The following is an 18781-nucleotide window of genomic DNA, read 5'->3' on the forward strand; positions in this document are numbered from 1 at the left end:
CCGGGCAGGCAAAATTCCCCGACAGGCTTTGACTCATTCATTATCCATTCATCGTTGACTTGTTAATGTCACGGTTTCTGATGCCGGCATGCCTGAACTGGGTATAATAACCGGACACGTTACGGAAAATTTACCTTATTAAAGCTTAAAAAGGCCATGACAGACAGACCGACCCGGCGAGGTTCCCCCCGGTATAACAACACGCCACCCAGCAAAAAATCGACATCCCATTGGTTTAGAAATAGCTTCGTCATCCTGATTGGCGTTGGCGCTTTTTTTCTATTCACCTACCTCGGTTACCTCGATTACCAAGTCCGCACGCAGTTCGAAGGCAAACGTTGGGCGATTCCAGCGCGCGTGTATGGAAACCCGGTTGAGCTTTATGCCGGTTACGGGATCAGCGCGCAAAAGTTCGAAAATTTGCTGGAGATGCTGCATTACCGGAAAGATCCGCAATTGGCCGCGGAAGGTACTTATTTCCGCAATGGCGGGCAAATTTCGGTCAAGACCCGTACTTTCGCCTTTTGGGATCAGCAGGAGCCGCAGCCCAGCGTGGCGATGCGCGTGGATTTTTCCGAAGCCGGCATCGGAGGCATCACCGATCTGACGAACGGCCAAAACCTGGCAATCATCCGGATGGACCCGGTGCAGATCGGCAGTTTTTATCCGACCATCAAGGAAGACCGCATATTGATCAAGCTCGAAGAAGCGCCCGAATTGCTGATCAAGGGTTTACTGGCCTCGGAGGATCGGGACTTTTATGACCATTTCGGCGTGTCAGTGCGCGGAATTCTACGGGCGATGGTCGCGAACATCCAGGCCGGCGACATGGTGCAGGGCGGTAGTACGATCACCCAGCAGCTGGTCAAAAACTTTTATTTGACCTCCGAGCGCAAACTGACCCGCAAGCTCAAGGAAGCCCTGATGGCATTGATCCTGGAATACCGTTACAGCAAAAACGAGATTCTCGAAGCCTATCTGAATGAAATCTATCTGGGCCAGGACGGCGGCAGCGCGGTGCACGGCTTCGGTCTGGCCAGTCAGTTTTATTTCGGAGGCCCGTTGAAGGATTTGTCGCTGGAACAGTTGGCTTCGTTGGTTGCGTTGGTGCGCGGGCCATCCGAATACAATCCCCGGCGTTTTCCCGAGCGGGCGTTGCAACGCCGGAATCTGGTCCTGGAAGAAATGGCCGCACAGGAGTACATCACCGAAGAAGACGCGGCCGCAGCAAAAGCCAAGCCCTTGAACGTGATCACCAGTTTGCGTCATTCGGCGAACCGCTATCCGGCCTTCCTCGATCTGGTCAAACGTCAGTTACGGCAGGATTACCGCGAGGAAGATCTGACCTCCGAAGGCCTCAGAATCTTTACCACGCTCGATACGCAGATTCAGGACACGCTCGAGGAAACGATCAAGCGCAAGCTGCCGCAGCTGGAGAAGCAGCCCAAGGCCACCAAAGCGCTCGAATCGGCCGTCGTGATCACGCGCCGGGACAGCGGCGAGATCGCTGCGCTGGCCAGCGGGCGCGACGACTCGTCGGCCGGATTCAACCGGGCCTTGGATGCGGTGCGGCCGATCGGCTCGCTGATCAAGCCGGTGATTTATCTGACCGCGCTGCAGTATCCGCGGCGCTACACGATCACGACCCCGGTCAGCGACGGCGCAATCTTCATCAAGGGCGACAACGGCAACGACTGGAGCCCGAAAAATTACGATCACAAGGAACACGGCACGATCGGCCTGCATACCGCATTGGCCAAGTCTTACAATCTGGCGACCGTGCGGGTCGGCATGGACATCGGTATCGGCAGGGTCGCGAAAACCCTGAAAGACCTGGGTGTCAACCGCAAGGTCGAGTTGTATCCGTCCTTCCTGCTCGGCGCGGCGCAGTTATCGCCGCTCGAAGTCACGCAGATGTACCAGACTCTCGCCGGCGACGGTTTCCTGACGCCGATCAAGGGCATCAAGGCGGTAGTCTCCGCCTCGGGGGAAAGGCTGCAAAGCTATCCGTACACGGTCAGGCAAACGGTCGATCCGTCCTCGACCTATATCCTGAACACGATTTTGCAGGAAGTGATGCATTCTGGCACCGGTTCTTCGGCTTACTCGGTGTTTCCGCAGGATTACGGCCTGGTCGGCAAGACCGGCACGACCAACGATGCGAAAGACAGCTGGTTTGCGGGCTTCACCGGCGATTATTTGTCGGTGGTCTGGGTCGGACGCGACGATAACAAACCGGCCGGGCTGACCGGCGCGACCGGCGCGCTGCAAGTATGGACCGCGTTTATGCGGCAGATTTCAAGACAGCCGGTCAATTTGACGCCGCCCGATAATATCAAAATGGTGCGGGTCGATCCGTATTCCGGTTTGGTGGCAGGGCCTGATTGTCCTTACGGCAAGGGTTACCCCTATGTCGAAGGCTCCGAGCCGACCGCCTATTCGGCCTGCGGCAATGCGGTCATCGAACAGGACAGGCCTTGGTTTGAGGAGTTTTTTCCGCAGAGCGAATGAAATCCCCGACCCTCTCCCTAAAGGAGAGGGCGCAGTGCGCCTAATTCAGGGCTCACTGACAGTCACAGAATTTAACGAGGTGTTTTAATGAGTCAACAAAAGAGGTTGGGTTTTACCCTGTTTTTATTATTTTTCAGCTATTTGCCGGCACAGGCGGACGACAAGCCGGTGCAGCAGCTGAAAGCCTTTTTGGCGTCATCCCGATCGTTGTCCGCCGATTTCAAGCAGGTCTTGATCGATGAACAGGGCAGGCCGGTCCGGACCAGTTTTGGCGTCTTTTACCTGCAGCGTCCGGGCAAGTTCCGCTGGGATTATCAAAAACCGTTTGCGCAACAGATCGTCGCCGACAAAGGCAAGGTCTGGTTTTACGACAAGGATCTGGAGCAGGTCACGGTCAAAAAGCTCGATGAATCGCTCGGTTCGACGCCGGCGTTATTGCTGAGCGGCGAGGTGTCCTTGGACGACAATTTCACGATCGAAGGCCAGGGCAAGGAGGGCGACATGCAATGGATCAAGCTGTCGCCGAAAAGCGCCGAAACGACATTCAAATACATCTTGATCGGTTTGGACAAGGATTCTCTCGGCGGCATGGAGCTCAGCGATAATTTCGGACAGTTGACCCGCATCTATTTTTCGAACGTGCTGATCAATCCGCCGATCAAGCAGACCTTGTTTCAGTTTGAAGTTCCGAAAGGCGCGGATGTGTTTGAGGAGTGATAGGCATCGAGGCATAAAGGCGCAAGGTATTCGATGTTGGACGATTTGACCCGGCCGCTGGCCGACAGAATGCGGCCGAGAAGCCTGGACGAGTATGCCGGACAGAAGCATATTTTGAGTTCCGGCAAGCCGCTCTATCAAAGCATCAGCGCCGGGCGCCTGCATTCGATGATTTTTTGGGGGCCGCCTGGCGCGGGTAAAACCACGCTCGCCCGGCTGATCGCCCGCCATGCCGATGCCGAATTCGCACCGATTTCGGCGGTGCTGGCCGGCGTGAAGGAGATTCGGGCGGCGGTCGGCGAAGCGCAGTTGCTGTTGCAGCAAAAGCAAAGGCGCACGATCTTGTTCGTGGACGAAGTGCATCGCTTCAACAAGGCGCAACAGGATGCGTTTTTGCCGCATGTCGAGGACGGCACGGTCTATTTCATCGGCGCGACGACCGAAAATCCGTCATTCGCGCTGAACAATGCGTTATTGTCGCGCGCCCGCGTGTATGTGCTGAATCCTTTGACGACCAAAGATTTACTGGCGGTCGCCGAACGCGCCTTGACCGATCAGGAGCGCGGGCTCGGGCGTCTCGGCATCGCCATGGACGCGGACATCAGGCAGCAGTTTGTACAGGCGGCCGATGGCGATGCGCGCAAACTGCTGAATCTGCTGGAACTGGCGGTCGAGCTGGCCGCCGCGAATAACGAGCACAGCATCGGCGAGGCCTTGGCCAGGGAAGTACTCAGCGGCGGCGTCAGACGTTTCGATAAACAGGGCGAGGAGTTTTACAATCAGATTTCCGCGCTGCACAAGTCGGTGCGCGGCAGTGCGCCCGATGCGGCGCTGTATTGGCTGTGCCGGATGATCGATGCCGGCTGCGATCTGGCGTATATTGCCCGCAGGATCGTCAGAATGGCGTCCGAGGACATCGGCAATGCCGATCCCCGCGGCCTGCAAATCGCTTTGGACGCCTGGCAAGCTCAGGAACGCCTGGGCAGCCCGGAAGGCGAGCTGGCGCTGGCGCAGGCGGTCATTTATCTGGCCTGCGCGCCGAAAAGCAATGCGGTTTACCGGGCCTACAATGCCGCGATGCAGGATGCGAAACGCAGCGGCAGTCTGAGCGTGCCGGTGCACCTGCGCAATGCGCCGACCCAATTGATGAAGACGTTGGACTACGGCAAGGAATACCGTTATGCGCATGACGAACCGGAGGCTTACGCGGCGGGGGAGAACTATTTTCCGGACGAGCTCCGGGGGACTTCATATTACCAGCCGGTGGGCAGAGGCCTGGAAATCAAAATCGGCGAAAAGTTGAAGCACTTACAGGCGCTGGATAAACAATACCGGCGCTGACGGCCGGCAATAGGCAAGTATCGGTTCAAGCGTCGGCGACGACGGAATAGCTGAGCCGCTGTTTTTTTGCATAATGCATGCTCGCATCGGCATATTGCAGCAGCATGCCGGGATTGGAGCCGTGGCGGGGATACAGCGAAATGCCGATGGTCACCTCCAGGTTGACCGATTTCTTGCCGAAAATGATCGGGTCTCTGAGATTCCTGATCAGTTTTTGCGCAACGGTCGCGGAGGCGTTCACATCGGTATCGGGCAGCAACAGCGCAAACTCGCCGTCGCCGAGGCTTGCGGCCGTGTCCGACTCGCGGAGGGTATCCACCAGCATTTTCGCCACGTGTTTCAGCGCATAGTCGCCTGCCGCATGTCCCATTTCATCAATGAGCGTTCTGAATTTGTCCACATGCAGATAAAGCACGGCAAACGGCATGCAACTGCGGCTCGATAACGCGATGGCCTGGCATATGCGGTCGGTTAACATGCGCCGATTAGCCAGCCCGGTCAATTCATCATGAAACGAAAGCCAGATTAATTTTTCCTCCTCCTGCTTGCGTTGGGTAATATCGAAGGCCAGGCCATCCACGCCGATACAGTTGCCGTATTCGTCGTATACCGGCGCATCCGCAATTTCAAGCCAGCGGCGCCTGTTTTCCGAATCAAGGAATTCAAGTTGATAGGGCGGGGCGGGAATACCCTGGCTACTGGATTCCAGGATCGTCTCAAGTCTTCGGTTTGCCGGATTATTGGTCAGGTAGCGGCGGAAATTCGCGGCGAAATTGCCGGGGTCGTAGCCGAGCACAAAGGCCACAGACGGACTGACATAGGTCATGCTGCCTCGGCGGTCGCGCTGATAGAAAAAATAGTCCTTGTTCGAATTTTCGACCAGATTGCGGAATTTTCTTTCGCTGTTATTCAATTCGGTGGTGCGCTTCAGGATCATCCGCTCAAAATCGATTTGTAACTGTTTGAGGTTTTGACTAGGAGATTCCTCGTACGGGGCGGCCTGCGCCGTCCTTTGGGGTTTAAGCCTCCAGTATACAAAGAAGCCGATGAGGGCGAGCAAGGGTGCCAGGAGTTTCAGCCAGTCAGGCGTGTTATGTTGCCACCATGCCGCAAGCGTGGAGTTCTTGCTCACGGAGGGGCGGGGCTGCACGCCCGGCATCTGGATTCCGGGTGGCATCCATTTGAAATAAATCGCATTCATTTCGGATTCGCTGATTGAATCCAGCCCTTTTTGCAGGATGGCGGTCAGCATCGGCCAGTCTTTACGCACTGCCATGCTCTCGTCGGCGGTATTGCGCTCATAAAAACCGGCGAACTGCAAATCGTCCAGACGATATTCGCGTTGCAAGTACTGTGCTGTACCGCTAAAAGTGATGCAGGCATCCGCCTTCTTTCGTTCTACCGCTTTCAAACAGGCCAGCATCGACGGCACGGTATAAGGTTTAACGGCAGGATTTTTTTTCGTGATTTGGGCGGAAAATTCAAAGCCATCGACGAATGCCACCTTTTTCCCGGACAGATGATCGCGGTCAGTGATGGTCGTATCGCTTTTATGGGCCATGATGACCAGCGATTTGGTCAGATACGGATGGGTGAAATTGAACCACTGACGACGGTCAGGGAGGTCGACCATCGTGGCGATAATATCCACGCGCTGCTCTGCCGCTGTCTTCGGATAGATCTGCAAACTTATGCCGAGTTTTTTACTGAGCTCATTCATGATATCCACGGCAATCCCCTTGAACTGACCATTTTTGTCAACAAAACTATAGGGGGGTAAGGAGTCGTCGAAGGCTACGCGGATTTTGGGGTGCGCCAGCAGCCATTCGCTTTCGTTTTGTGTCAACTCAGCTGCAGGGAAAGTTTGAGCGGAGACCTGAGGCGCCGTTGGGTAAGCCGCCGAAGCGGCACTGACAAACAAAAGCAACCCCATCAAATAATGTATTACTATGAATTGCTTCGTTAAAAGACAGTGCGTCATGACAGGATTGAACGGGCTCAATTGTGGCTCAATGAGTCGCATGGCACATCAGGTGTCGCACAGAATCGGAAAGACATCATCACCTCCGGTTTCCTCTGAGTCGGCCATTTTGCAACGTATAGGTTGTTATATCAAACTCAGCTTAAAAATACATTGCTAGTAAAAAAGTTGATCGCATCCAAAATTCGAACCGCCGCGAAAGGCTATTCAAGAAACATGACTGTTGCTGGTCGAGGCATACCGAAATAATTTTCGATTCGATAAGGATAGTACAAATACCGGGTCTTGCAATAGCTATTTCTTAGTAATTAACTAAGAAAATAATTCCGGCCGTTGCCGTTTTCGATGCATGCTGGCCGCCCAGCCAAAATGGACGGTTTCTGATAATTTTGAAAAAACCATAGCACGCCGTAGCGCAGGCATGATCGGCGATGCGCGGTGGTTGATTTTTTGGACTTTTATCTGTAACTTGCGTAAAGGTTGGTGACTTTAAAATCCTATTCCTCGACACGCCATTTCAACCCTACATCATGAATCCCCCACCTTTCATTTTTGATCAAATCCATATCGAAGTCGCGCGCAATGCGTCAGATGACTTCAATCTGTTTCATGACAAGCACAAATGGCTGCAGATTACCCATAACCCGTTCAAAGGCCCGATCGTGCTGGGATTTCAACTGAATACCCTGATCGAGTACCAAATGCGCCTGTACCGGGAAGCGCATCATGAAGACAAGGTCATCGCCGAAAACCGTCTGCGTTTCAGCAATTACCAGATGACCTTCATCAACGCCGTGCGCCCGCGCATGCCGATTTATCTGGAAATCAAAAAGACGCTGATCAACACCATTCCGCACCTGACGCTGACCAACCGCATCGCGATGAAATCCGACGGCAAAACCGTGCTGTTGGGATATAAAAAGGAAACGCCGTCGCCGCTGTTTTTGGCCGAGACCCCACTGGACAATCTGCCCGACCTGAACGAAATTCCCGACAGAACGATTGTTCCGGACACCGATTATTTCCTGAAGCGCAAATACATGAACAACGGGTCGGTCAAAAATTTTCTCTCCGGTTCCCTGGCCGAGCAATCCGATTATTTCGACGAACTGGCGCAGGTTGCGCACTATCCGGAGATATTTCCTTGCAGTCTGGCCTCCGGGGCCTTGCTCGAAAAAGCGCAATTGGAAAATCACGATTTCAAACTCAACCCGATGGTGTACACCTCGCATGAAATATCGGTCGACCGGGTTTATTTAGGTTATCTGAGAAATAACGACAGCCTGCATATCCTGGTCAAACAGCTTCCGGAATCGTCCGAAAACACGTTGAACCACACCCATATCAGGCTAAGAACCTATCATTGTTACGGCCTTCTGGAGAATAATGAAGTGTTATTCAGAATGACGATGAACCTGGTGCCTTTGAAGGAAATTCTTAAAAACCTGGGGCAGAAATAAGCTGAATTTATTGAGTCAGATGCCGCCGCTCTAACCGATAGCATATTGAACTTCTATTGGCTCGTCATTTCCAATCTGTCATCAACTTCGATGTGGTGGCATCGAACCCTGTGTTCAAGTTTGATGTGTTCTGTAGCCATTGACCTGCCCCGCCGTATTTTATGCTCCGGCAAAGTAAAGATAGGGTTCTCCAGGCAGTGCGCGTACAATGCAGTGCGGTTATTTAATATCAGAGGCGAATGATCATGAAAAAAATAAGTTTAGCGCCAGCATTCCTGGCTTTATCGCTCTTTACGGGCTCCGTGTTGGCTGATATTGAGCTGAAATCGGTAGATGATGTCCAGGGAACGTGGAAGCTGCAGTATACCAAACAGTCGGCATCGGCCAAGGAAACTATCCAGCGGGAAGATACCTGGGTATTTCAAGGTGGCAAGATCACGATCCGGAACATTCCGCGCGAAGGCGCGCATTATGACCAGCAGCCGGTCAATTACGAAATCGACAATGGCAAATTGAAAATTCCTTATGTCGGCAGATCCGGTTTTGATACCTTTTCTTTAGTCGAGAAGGACGATAAGACGATGACGCTGAAAGGAAAATTCGGCGAGCTTTATTACTTTAATAAAAAATAGGCCTTGATGGACGTGGCGTTTTGCAAGATTGCCATGCAGCCATCATCCAGGGCAGGTAGGATTCGCGAACCCGAACGGCTGACTGATTGCCGCATCAAGTTCGCGTTTTGAACTATTTTTCACGGCAAACCCGTTTTGCCGTGAAACCTGCAAGCGCATAATCCGTAGCGGTTAGGCTGCGGACAGTAGCACGCTAACGCGCGGTTTCCACTTCCTCAAAACCCGCAATCCGTTCGCGGGCAATCTTGGAGCCAATCAGTTTTTCAACCAGACGCAGCGCGTTGTTTTCGTCTTGAGAGATCAGCGACACCGCGAGGCCGCCCCGTCCTGCCCGTCCGGTGCGGCCGATGCGGTGCACGTAATCGGCGGAGGAACGCGGCAATTCATAATTGACCACATGCGGCAACTGGGCGATATCGATCCCGCGCGCGGCCACGTCGGTGGCGACCAGCACCCGGATGTCGCCGGATTTGAAATCGGCCAAGGCGCTGGTTCTGGCGCCCTGGCTTTTGTTGCCGTGTATCGCCTTCGCGGTGATTTGCGCGGAATTCAGCTTTTCGGTCAGTCGGTTGGCGCCGTGTTTGGTGCTGGTGAAAACCAGCACCTGCCGCCAGTCGTTGCTCTTGATCAGATGCGTCAACAAAGCGGTTTTCGCGGTCTTGTTGACCGTGTAGGCGATCTGTTCGACGGTGTCGGCGGCGGCATTTTCAACCGCGACTTCGATTTGCACCGGATTGACCAGCAGGTTTTGCGTCAGTTTGCGGATATCGGCGGAAAAAGTCGCCGAAAACAGCAGGTTTTGCCGCTTTTTGGGCAATAACGCCAAAATTTTGTTGATGTCCCTGATGAAGCCCATGTCCAGCATGCGGTCGGCTTCGTCCAGAACCAGGATTTCGACTTGATTCAATTTGACCGCATTCTGCGAGACCAAGTCGAGCAAGCGCCCCGGCGTCGCGGTCAAGATATCGACGCCGCCGCGTAAACGCATCATCTGCGGGTTGATTTTGACCCCGCCGAAGACGACATCCGATTTCAGTCGCGGCATCTGATGCGCGCCGTATTTGGTCACCGATTCGGCCACCTGCGCGGCCAGTTCGCGGGTCGGCGTCAAAATGAGCGCCCTAACAGGACGGTTGCTGCCGATATGTTTCTCCGCCAGACGTTGCAGGATCGGCAGGGTAAAGCCCGCGGTCTTGCCGGTGCCGGTCTGGGCGGCGGCGAGCAGGTCGCGGCCGGATAACACCGATGGTATCGCTTTTTGTTGTATCGGTGTGGGCGTGGTATAGCCTGAGTCGCTGATCGCGCGCAACAGGGGCTCGGACAAGCCGAGAGAAGAAAATGACATAGAAATTCTCGAGTGTGGGGATGAAATCCCGGTATAGGTTAAAACGGAGTGAGGTGACGGGACGACTCTGTTGCCATGGGATAAGCATTGAGCTTATCCCGGCCGAGATGTCGCCCCGAAACCCGAAAAAGTAGCGAAAGTTATTCGATGGCAGCTAGCGGCGTCTGCCTTTTTTACCGGTAGAAACTTCAAAACTGACTCTGAGCGGCTTGCCGCCGAACAGAATGCCGCTGAGTTTTGCGATGGCTGCCCTGGCTTCGTGGCCTTCCATGCCGACATAGCCAAAACCCTTGCATCTACCGCTAAACAAGTCGGTGACGAGCTCAATGGAATGCACTTTGCCGAACTCCGAGAATAAAGCCGTTACGCTGGCTTCGGTCGCGTCGCTGGGCAAGTTTCCAACAAATAATCTTTTCAAAAGGTGTCCTTAGTGGGGGTGAAGAAGGTTGTATGCGGTCAAGCCTTTTAACCGGCCATACAACGCGTGGCGCTACTCGGGTTAATTTGCCGCCGGTGACAGAGTTGACTGCCTTTCTGCCGGGACAACCGTAGCATGGGTTCCGGATTGGGGAGAATCTTTGTATTCAAGCATCTCGCCGACCTCCAGTGTTGAGGGGGTAATTTGAATTTTGTTGCGATGCCGGTGATCGCTAGATCAAGCCCGATCTCTCAGCCATTCATCATTATAAACGAATATGACGGTAGATTATTTACAAAGTTCAAAAAGAGCCCAATTATATGACACTTAATCTCTGCATATCAACATAACGGTGGAGCCGATTTGATGACACCGGCAAAGTCGGCGCTTGCTTCGGGCGATCTCGGAATTGCTCGGACGTGAGCGTTGACGCGAAATCCTTGATGTTTGAACCAGCAAAAGCCAAGGGCAGCAAGCCCTAAATGTCCATGTAGCCTCGACAACTTTATCTCGGGATTTCATTCCGGGGCATCAATTTTAACAGGGTTGCCATCCTTAGCTATCGATACAAGAGAGAAGGATGTCTGTGCGAAAGATAAGCCGCTTTTGCTGGTGATTATGGCTCGGGGATTATTCCCGGGTACCACGACATACAATAAATTTTTAGGCTTTGCTTGGTAGAAACGGTTGCCAACATGCGCTTTTATGGCTCCGGCTTTGCTGGCTTCAAGCAAACCCGCTCGTTCGATCGCAGCCGCCATTTGTTCAGCCGCTGTTCCTGTGCACCATTGGCTATAGCTGATAAACGCGTTGATGGCGATATATAAGGCAATGGTGCCAATAAAGATCGAGCGCAACCTGAACGCCCCTATGGGCAACGCCAGCACAAAGAATGGCAATACTAGCAGCAAGTAGCGCTGAGCCGGGCGGCTTAATGAAAATACCAACAATGTTAAGATCACGGCGAGTCCCAGGCATTTTTTCAGTTTGCCTGTTTGATCGCGCTCTGAAAACTGCAATAGGATGGGTGAGAGCAAACCTAAGCCGAGCAGTAAAAAAATCCCTGACGCCATCCTCTTGCTGATCCAGCGGTCAAGAGGACCGAAATTCATTTCTCCATTGGTTTGTAGCATAGACATCCCCGCAAGAAACAAAAATATCAACACTGGGAGCAGAAATTTCCAGAATTTCACTAAATATTGCCGGGCTTCAGGCACAACCAGGGATAGCGGGCCACTCAAGATGACCAGAAAGCCGGCGTAAGAGATGAAATTGCTGATGATCCCCGCCATCGCCACGTGGTGAACGGATTGGAATTTAGGCGGCGTAACCCAGAAGCCGAAGTGTGCATGCGCCGTGATCATATAGGCCGCAACGGCGGCTATCGCAATCGCTATCACGGCAAAGGAGGAAAGCAATACCCATCGCTCTTGCCTGCGGCTCCAGAGTAATGCGATCAGGAATACCGAGAGGCATAAGGCGTGGTATTTCAATATGGCGGCGAATCCCAGCAATATCCCTGACACCAAGGTTCTTAGCCGCGTAGGGTTTGCGCCAAGGGCGAGGGAAATTGCAAAAACGCCGACGGCTGCAGGTAAAAAATCCGCCGTCCCTCTGGCGGAGAAAATCCATACCAGAGGGTTCAATAGAATCAGCAGGAGAATGATGGCATTGTCTTGCCGGCCCATATGCCTGCATATATTGAGTATTCCGTAACCGAAAAGAACGATGCCGGCAACGGAAAGCAGGCGGATCACTGAAAGCATGTTCATGGCTGGCAGTATTTCAGACAGGATCCAGGCAAGATAGGGCATGCCGAGCGTATTGGCCTGATAGGTGAAATACTGGTCCAACAAGACTTGATCGTGGGAACTGAAATACCGGGCTGCATCCACGAATGCGAACTCAAAGTTGACAGGAGGCAGCAAGATAAGCAGTAGATGCACGACAGTGATGCCGGAAATGATCAAGCTTGGCGCGAATTTATGCTGTAGGAACATAGGGTGATTTTTACTATCGACGAATCAAAATTTTTAGAGTAACCCCAGTTAGCGAAATGACCAGCGTTTGTGTCCGATGTAGCTGGTGAAGACTGGAAACGCTACGCCGACAGCATGAGAGATTTCGGGTACGAATAAGGTGACCCCCAGCGATGGCAAAAGATAATAGGCCAACGCCATGCTGATGGCCCAGGTTTGCAGGATCGCAACCCCATTGACCAGGACAAAAAACACAGCAGAACGGTGTATTGACTGCCGGCTATCCTTGAATACAAACAGCTTGGCCAGCAAAAAGGCGGTAATCATCCCGGTGAGATAGGCGCAAATCACGGCGGAGGAAAAGTCCAGCCACTGGTTGTAAAAAATTCTGGCACTAAAGTTGACGGCCGCGGCCGTCCCCCCGGTCAGCAAAAAAGCCAGAAACTGCTTCGATATAAACAACCCGATCACGCCGTCGCTTGCCTCGCTAGGCTTCTGCCAAAATCAATGCTCTCGGAGATGCCTCTATCTTCCGGGTAATAATAAGACGTATCGGCCACCCATAGGCCTTTTACCGGCAGTGCGGCCGGAGGCAGTCTATCCAAATAACCCGGATCGCAAATCGGTTGTGCGTAACGGTAACGGCTGGAGTGCAGGGCGATGAAATCCTCGTCGATTAGCCCCGGATTAATTTTTTTCAAATAACGGCGTACCTTATCGTGGAAGGCTTGATCCGGTTCGGCAAATTTCGGATGTTCACCCGGCATGTAGAACGGAACATACACGATGTGTCTATCCAGGCGCCGCAAATTAGTGTATTCCACCAAGCCCGGAATATCCATTTCAGGGTCATTGATATTCAGCCAGAAGTTTTCGGTCACGGCCTTGCGGAGTTTGACGATCACACAGACAACCGCGATATTCTTGACGGCCTGGAAGCGCTCCAAAATATCGGGCGGCAAATCGGGTATCAGTCGGGGCACATAAGGCAGGGGAATGGTGCTGATCACCTTGTCGAAAATTTCGGTTTGGCCAGCCACCTCTAAGCCTCGCACTTTCCCCTCTTCGATAATCACTTGACTGGCAGGCGATTTGAGGCGAATCTGGCCGCCGTGCGCTTCGATAGCCGCGCGCATGGCTTGCAATAAGGTTTCCGACCCGCCCTCCAGGTAACCCAGCTTTTCGCGGAATAGGTTGTAGCGCGATCGGCCGATTCGGCGAATTCGGCTCCAAATCCAGGCCGCCGACAGGTTATTCGCGTAATCGTAAAACTTGTAGTCGAACAACCTGCGCCACAGGACTTCATACGCCTCAGCGCCCACCCAGCGTTTAATCCAATTTGTGGCTTCGATAGGATCCAGAGGTTTCCAGTCGTTGCGCTGGGTGGACAGAAAAGCATGGAGACCGTAGCGGAATTTTGCCACCAGGCTTAGTCCTCGGAACTTCAGGAGGGCCACGGGATTTCCCCAAGGTTGCAGTCGATCCTGGTACCAGTAGCCCATCTTCGTTTCTACCCAGCGCATCTTGTCGGCAATACCCAGCTCCTCCAAAATCTTCAGGAAGGCATGATCGGAGATACAATGGAAATGATAATAGCGTTCAATCGTCAAGCCGGAGAAATCGAATGCGGCGGTCATGCCGCCCACTCTGTCATCGGTTTCGAAGACGATCGGCTGATGCCCGTCACGCGCCAATTGATAGGCTACCGCCAGTCCCATTGGCCCTGCGCCCAGCACGGCAATGCGTTGCTTCATCTTTAGAACTCCAATACCACTTTGCTGTAAGCGGGATCGTTAAAGGTTTCATCGATGGCTTGGTTAAAAGGTGTGTAGGGTACGCCAAAAATACCGGGCCAATCGATCACTTCAAATTCATCTTTCGCGATCAGCGCGGCCAGTTGCTGGGTCGTGAAGGGAGGATGCTTATCAAACAGCCCCCAGATCCACAGCAAGCTATAAAACAAACGATAGGGAATCTTGGTAATCAGGGTTTTTGCGCCTGTCGCGCGCTTGATTTCGCGTATGAGGTCAATGTAGTCGACCTTTTCATGGCCGGAAATATTATAAATGCCATCGGGAATGCGGTTTTCTATGCAACGGATAATGATATTGCAGAAGTCGCCCACATATAGAGGCTGGCGCATGTAGCGGCCGTGTCCGGGAATGGGGAAAACCGGCACTTTTTTCATAAAGCGAGAGAGCCAGCCCAAGTGCTTGCGGTCAAACCAGCCGAACATCAAGGTCGGGCGCAATATCGGACAGGGGATTCCGCTTTCCAGCACCATGCGCTCCTGATCCTTCTTGGTGTTGGTATAGAAATCATCCGCGACCGATTCCACAACCGAGGAACTGATGTGAACGAGGTAGGGCACCTTGTTAGCCTTGATGGCATCAAGAATAAGACGGGTGGAATCCAGGTTGTTATGGACGAAGTCTTGATACTCATTGCCGCCGATCTGGGCCTGCAACATCACGACGACCTCGGCATTCACGAAATAGTGCTGCCATGCACCGGGTTCGGACAAGTCTGCATACTCCGCGGTGATATCCGGCTGAACCTGTTTCAGAACAGCCAAATTGGCACGATGCTTGTCGAGAACGACGATATCGTTGTATCCCTTTGCCTTAAGTCGGGCGACGAGGTTCTGTCCAACAAGACCGGCTCCGCCGGGTAGGATGATTTTTTGATTAGTTGGGTTCATTGGCGGCTTGGTATTTATATATCCATTCGGTTGAAAACAAATCGGGGCAGATGTCGAATGATCATCATGATCAAGGCCCATTTAGCCGGCGCATAAATAACCGGCTTACCTTGATTTATGCCATCGACGATTGACTGCGCTACCTCGGTGACACTGGCGAGAGGCTTCCCTTGCTGCTTTAGATGTTCTGTCATCGGCGTATCTGTCGGCCCCGGCTTGATCAAAACCACCTTAACGCCCGATCCTGCCAGACGATGTTGAAGTCCCTGGGCATAGCGAGCAACGAATCCCTTGGCGGCGCCATAGACATAATTCGACTTCCTCCCTCGGTCTCCAGCCACCGAACCGATTATCGCCAAAGTCCCCCGATTGGCTTTCTGCATAGGGCCTGCGAATGCTTCCGCAAACAGCGCAGGAGAGATGCTGTTCACTGTCAGGGCATCATGGCAGGCACTAAGGTCTCGCTGGCATACCGCTTGGTCAGGCAAAAAACCGTGCGCGATCAGTACGATATCGGTTGATTCACCCGTGACGATGTCAGTGACCAAATGATGAATGGCGACGGGATCAACGAAGTCCGCTTCACGTGCCCGAATAATGGATTGCGGGCTGCGCACCCGAAGGTCGGCCGCGATGCGTTCAGTTTTGTCCTGATCACGGCCGACCAGCGTCAGATCGACACCGGCATCCTTGACCCATAAGCGTGCGCAATGCTCGGCGATAGATGAGGTTGCGCCGATGATGACGATTCTTTTTTTGATGCTTGACACGATTAATGTCCCATGAGTCGCCGCGACAGCGCCGAACTGATGCCGGGGTCACGGTATTGCAGAAATTTGGAAAGGTTTGGATAGCCTGCCTCGAAAAGATCGCGAGGCATGCGCGCATCTTTGGCGAGATAAATGCGTCCGCCGGCCTCGCGCACGATGACGTCCAGACGCGCAAAGAGCTTCAGCGTCCGCTCCCCTCTATTGGGGAAGTCCAGAGCCAGGGTCACGCCAGGCTGCGGGAAGCTCATCATCCCTAAGGATTGGCGGTCGCCGAAGGTCTTCAATACGGCCAGGAACGATCCCTCACCCGATTTAGCGATTTCACGCAGCATGGCCCGCACCGCATCATGCCCCACTTTGCGCGGTATGACGCTCTGATACTGGAAGAAGCCTTTCGGTCCGTACATCCGGTTCCAGTCTTGCAGGTTGTCGAGCGGGTAAAAGAAAGGCGCGTAATGGACAATGCGGCTGCCGGCTTTCCATTTGTTGAGGTTGTAATACGCCAGGTTTAACGGTCGCAGCGTCAACCTGTTAACAATGGATATGGGAGGTGCGAAAGGCATTGTCAATTTCCGTCCGTGAGGTTCGGAATATGGGGCAATATCGGTCGGATTGCCGCGCATGAAGAGCCCACGTCCTTCTTCCCCGGCCAGGCAATCGATCCATGAAACGGTATGCTCCCAATCGGCTTCGGAATCGTCGGCTAAACGGAAAAATTGATCCAAGTTGTCATAAGGTACGGTCTCGGTGGTTAGCCAGGGGCCGGCTACCCGGCGTAATTGAATTTCTGTCTCGGTAATGACCCCGGTGAGGCCTAGCCCGCCGACTGTGGCGGCAAACCAGTCCATCCTTAAGTCAGGGCCGCATTCGATGGTCGTGCCGTCGGTACGCGTGAGCTTAATCCTTTGCACATGGTTGCCAAAGGAGCCAGATACATGATGATTCTTGCCATGGACATCGTTGGCAATGGCGCCGCCCACGGTAATCAGTTGCGTACCGGGGGTGACAGGAAGGATCCATCCGCGCGGAATCATGAGCCGCTGGATGTCGCGCAGGAGGACGCCGGCTTCACAAACAAGCCGCCCCAGGTTTTCGTCAAGGCTAATGAAGCGATCCAGCCCGGTCGTCTTCCACAACACCCCGTCCGGATTCAGACAGGCGTCGCCATAGCTGCGCCCCATGCCATAGGCGAGACCGGGGCGGCTGTTTTTCAGCTGATCAGCTACCTGATGTCGGTCGGTCAGATGCCTGACTTCGTGTTCCCAACGCCCCTGCCTTCCCCACGATGAAACCGCTACCATGGCCAACCCATCGTGCCAATCGCCAAGACCCCCGCAAACGCGATACCCGACAGTAGGCTGGCTTTGTCTTTAACGGCAAAGACCAAGGGGTCATCATGCATGTTGCCCCGGTGGGCTTGCATCCACATCCAACTGATCCAGAACAGCATCACGGGTACCGCCCCCCATATGCATTCGGGGGTCCGATAAAGCTTTACGACGGCTTCGCTATTGAGATAAAGCGCCAGAACGAGGACGGCCGCATATCCTGAAGTGATGCCCAGCGTTTGCACCAGGGGGGCGTCTGATGTGTAATAGCCGCGCCCATGCGCCTGTTGCTTTCCATTTAGCAACTGTACCTCCAATTCCGCATAGCGTTTGACGAAGGCTAACGACAAAAACATGAAAACGGAAAACGCAAGCAGCCAATAGGACAGCCCTAGGCCGGCAGCGGAAGCGCCTGAGATGATGCGCAAAGTATAAAGCATCGCGAGGGTCAGGCAGTCCAGCAATATCAGCCTTTTGAGCCCAAAGGAGTAAGCGCAGGTCAGCACGAAATAAAATTCCAGCCAGGGTAAAAAGGTACCGCCGGCTTGTTGACCTAAACCAAGACTAACCAGCAGTAAAAGAGGCGCCAGGGCCACGCCCATCCATACCGGGACCACACCCGAGGCAAAGGGTCTATTGCATTTGCGCGGATGCAGCCGGTCGCTCTCCAGATCGAGCAAGTCATTGACGATATAAACTGACGAGGCGCACAGGCTAAACGAGAAAAAAGCCAGAATGAGGGCCGGCCAAGCGCCCAGGTTTGTGAACTGATGCGCCGCAAATAGCGGGACAAACAGCAGTAAGTTCTTCAGCCATTGGTGCGCACGTAGCACCCGCCGCAGACTATTTAAGTTGATAGAGGGGGAGGGAAATATTTGTTCAACCTCGCAAAAAGCCTTCGCTTTTTGGATCAAGTCGGTTGACGCATTAACGATGATGGCCCGGCGAGCGCTTTGCCAAACTGGCAGATCGGCACGCGAATTGCCCGCATAATCGAAACCGGCAGGCCCAAAACGCTGTTCAAGCGCCTCTGCTTTGTGTTTTCCGGCTAGGTTGTTTATCCCGTTACTCGCCATCACTTCGTCAAAAACGCCGAGATGATCGGATATTGCGGTTGCGATGGAAAGATCGCTAGCCGTACACAGGATTAACTTTCGACCCTGAGTCCGTTGCTGTTTTAGCCAGTCCAGTAACTCGTGATTATAGGGCAGGGAAGCGGGGTCGAAGAGGGTTCGGTCAGCCAAACGCCGCTTGAGCGCGGCCTTTCCCCGCGCTAACCAAAAGGGAATTCGCAATATATTACATGGTCCATCACGCAAGACTTTCAATGCCGACTCGTGGAGCATGTCTGTGCGAATCAGCGTTCCATCTAGATCAACTACAAGGGGATGAATACTCAAAAAAATTCCACTCACATTAGCGATACTATTCCACTTTATCATTTTATCGGTTTGCAGGCTATTGATTCAAGTCATCATTCCTGACGGGTTTCGCCATAATGTGGGTTGGCTGTTTTGACCATAAGCATAACCCGGAAGCATCGGCACGATTATTTAACGCTATAATGGCGGTCCCGTATCACTTCATTAAAGCCGCCA

The 18781-nt window shown here is 53.3% G+C and carries 15 protein-coding genes; 5 read left to right on the forward strand and 10 right to left on the reverse strand.

Features of this window, described 5'->3' with window-relative positions:
* Positions 1 to 156: 156 nt before the first annotated feature.
* The 3 genes from mrcB to ACEPPP_RS00215 all read left to right on the forward strand — a co-directional run bounded on the left by mrcB (position 157) and on the right by ACEPPP_RS00215 (position 4569).
* Complete coding sequence (gene mrcB / locus ACEPPP_RS00205) at positions 157 to 2511, forward strand: penicillin-binding protein 1B (RefSeq protein WP_374089054.1); 2355 nt, start codon at positions 157 to 159, stop codon at positions 2509 to 2511.
* Between the two features lie 87 nt (positions 2512 to 2598).
* Entirely contained in the window at positions 2599 to 3228 is a 630-nt protein-coding gene (gene lolA / locus ACEPPP_RS00210; protein ID WP_374089055.1) for an outer membrane lipoprotein chaperone LolA, read from the forward strand.
* 33 nt (positions 3229 to 3261) lie between these two features.
* Positions 3262 to 4569, forward strand: coding sequence for a replication-associated recombination protein A (locus tag ACEPPP_RS00215; protein WP_374089056.1), 1308 nt, complete (start codon positions 3262 to 3264; stop codon positions 4567 to 4569).
* 25 nt (positions 4570 to 4594) lie between these two features.
* Here ACEPPP_RS00215 and ACEPPP_RS00220 read toward each other — a convergent pair whose 3' ends face one another.
* Positions 4595 to 6571 carry a diguanylate cyclase domain-containing protein gene (locus tag ACEPPP_RS00220; protein ID WP_374089057.1) on the reverse strand — a complete coding sequence of 659 codons (1977 nt, stop codon included), beginning with the start codon at positions 6569 to 6571 and terminating at the stop codon, positions 4595 to 4597.
* A 509-nt stretch (positions 6572 to 7080) separates the two neighbouring features.
* Between ACEPPP_RS00220 and ACEPPP_RS00225 the strand changes: the two genes are divergently transcribed.
* Complete coding sequence (locus ACEPPP_RS00225; protein WP_374089058.1) at positions 7081 to 8010, forward strand: hypothetical protein; 930 nt, start codon at positions 7081 to 7083, stop codon at positions 8008 to 8010.
* Positions 8011 to 8255: 245 nt separating this feature from the next.
* Positions 8256 to 8642 carry a hypothetical protein gene (locus ACEPPP_RS00230; RefSeq protein WP_374089059.1) on the forward strand — a complete coding sequence of 129 codons (387 nt, stop codon included), beginning with the start codon at positions 8256 to 8258 and terminating at the stop codon, positions 8640 to 8642.
* Positions 8643 to 8835: 193 nt separating this feature from the next.
* On the opposite strand, the gene ACEPPP_RS00235 is transcribed toward ACEPPP_RS00230, so the two are convergent.
* From ACEPPP_RS00235 to ACEPPP_RS00275, 9 genes are all read right to left on the reverse strand, one after another.
* Positions 8836 to 9987, reverse strand: coding sequence for a DEAD/DEAH box helicase (locus ACEPPP_RS00235; RefSeq protein ID WP_374089060.1), 1152 nt, complete (start codon positions 9985 to 9987; stop codon positions 8836 to 8838).
* Between the two features lie 154 nt (positions 9988 to 10141).
* The gene (locus ACEPPP_RS00240; RefSeq protein ID WP_374089061.1) at positions 10142 to 10405 is read right to left on the reverse strand and encodes an RNA recognition motif domain-containing protein; all 264 of its coding nucleotides are present in this window, start codon (positions 10403 to 10405) and stop codon (positions 10142 to 10144) included.
* Positions 10406 to 10923: 518 nt separating this feature from the next.
* Positions 10924 to 12375, reverse strand: a complete 1452-nt coding sequence (locus ACEPPP_RS00245) for a hypothetical protein (protein WP_374089062.1) — start codon at positions 12373 to 12375, stop codon at positions 10924 to 10926.
* A gap of 78 nt (positions 12376 to 12453) precedes the next feature.
* Positions 12454 to 12855 carry a GtrA family protein gene (locus tag ACEPPP_RS00250; RefSeq protein ID WP_374089063.1) on the reverse strand — a complete coding sequence of 134 codons (402 nt, stop codon included), beginning with the start codon at positions 12853 to 12855 and terminating at the stop codon, positions 12454 to 12456.
* A complete protein-coding gene (locus tag ACEPPP_RS00255; protein WP_374089064.1) occupies positions 12852 to 14138 on the reverse strand; it encodes an NAD(P)/FAD-dependent oxidoreductase in 1287 nt (428 codons plus the stop codon). Before ACEPPP_RS00255 ends, ACEPPP_RS00250 begins: the two co-directional genes overlap by 4 nt.
* A gap of 2 nt (positions 14139 to 14140) precedes the next feature.
* On the reverse strand, positions 14141 to 15085 hold the full coding sequence (locus tag ACEPPP_RS00260) for an NAD-dependent epimerase/dehydratase family protein (RefSeq protein ID WP_374089065.1): 945 nt from the start codon (positions 15083 to 15085) through the stop codon (positions 14141 to 14143).
* A 14-nt stretch (positions 15086 to 15099) separates the two neighbouring features.
* Positions 15100 to 15855: an SDR family NAD(P)-dependent oxidoreductase gene (locus tag ACEPPP_RS00265; protein WP_374089066.1), complete on the reverse strand. Its 756-nt coding sequence runs from the start codon at positions 15853 to 15855 to the stop codon at positions 15100 to 15102.
* Between the two features lie 2 nt (positions 15856 to 15857).
* On the reverse strand, positions 15858 to 17156 hold the full coding sequence (locus ACEPPP_RS00270; protein WP_374089067.1) for an FAD-dependent oxidoreductase: 1299 nt from the start codon (positions 17154 to 17156) through the stop codon (positions 15858 to 15860).
* The gene (locus tag ACEPPP_RS00275) at positions 17150 to 18583 is read right to left on the reverse strand and encodes a UbiA family prenyltransferase (protein ID WP_374089068.1); all 1434 of its coding nucleotides are present in this window, start codon (positions 18581 to 18583) and stop codon (positions 17150 to 17152) included. Before ACEPPP_RS00275 ends, ACEPPP_RS00270 begins: the two co-directional genes overlap by 7 nt.
* Positions 18584 to 18781: the final 198 nt, after the last annotated feature.

The organism is Methylomicrobium lacus, assembly GCF_041897535.1.
Taxonomy (GTDB): Bacteria; Pseudomonadota; Gammaproteobacteria; order Methylococcales; family Methylomonadaceae; genus Methylomicrobium; species Methylomicrobium lacus_A.

Excerpts from the sequence above, each read along its gene's own strand:
- mrcB (WP_374089054.1), top strand. The coding sequence starts at position 157 with ATGACAGACAGACCGACCCGGCGAGGTTCCCCCCGGTATAACAACACG.
- lolA (WP_374089055.1), top strand. The coding sequence starts at position 2,599 with ATGAGTCAACAAAAGAGGTTGGGTTTTACCCTGTTTTTATTATTTTTC.
- ACEPPP_RS00215 (WP_374089056.1), top strand. The coding sequence starts at position 3,262 with ATGTTGGACGATTTGACCCGGCCGCTGGCCGACAGAATGCGGCCGAGA.
- ACEPPP_RS00225 (WP_374089058.1), top strand. The coding sequence starts at position 7,081 with ATGAATCCCCCACCTTTCATTTTTGATCAAATCCATATCGAAGTCGCG.
- ACEPPP_RS00230 (WP_374089059.1), top strand. The coding sequence starts at position 8,256 with ATGAAAAAAATAAGTTTAGCGCCAGCATTCCTGGCTTTATCGCTCTTT.
- ACEPPP_RS00235 (WP_374089060.1), bottom strand. The coding sequence starts at position 9,987 with ATGTCATTTTCTTCTCTCGGCTTGTCCGAGCCCCTGTTGCGCGCGATC.
- ACEPPP_RS00255 (WP_374089064.1), bottom strand. The coding sequence starts at position 14,138 with ATGAAGCAACGCATTGCCGTGCTGGGCGCAGGGCCAATGGGACTGGCG.
- ACEPPP_RS00260 (WP_374089065.1), bottom strand. The coding sequence starts at position 15,085 with ATGAACCCAACTAATCAAAAAATCATCCTACCCGGCGGAGCCGGTCTT.
- ACEPPP_RS00270 (WP_374089067.1), bottom strand. The coding sequence starts at position 17,156 with ATGGTAGCGGTTTCATCGTGGGGAAGGCAGGGGCGTTGGGAACACGAA.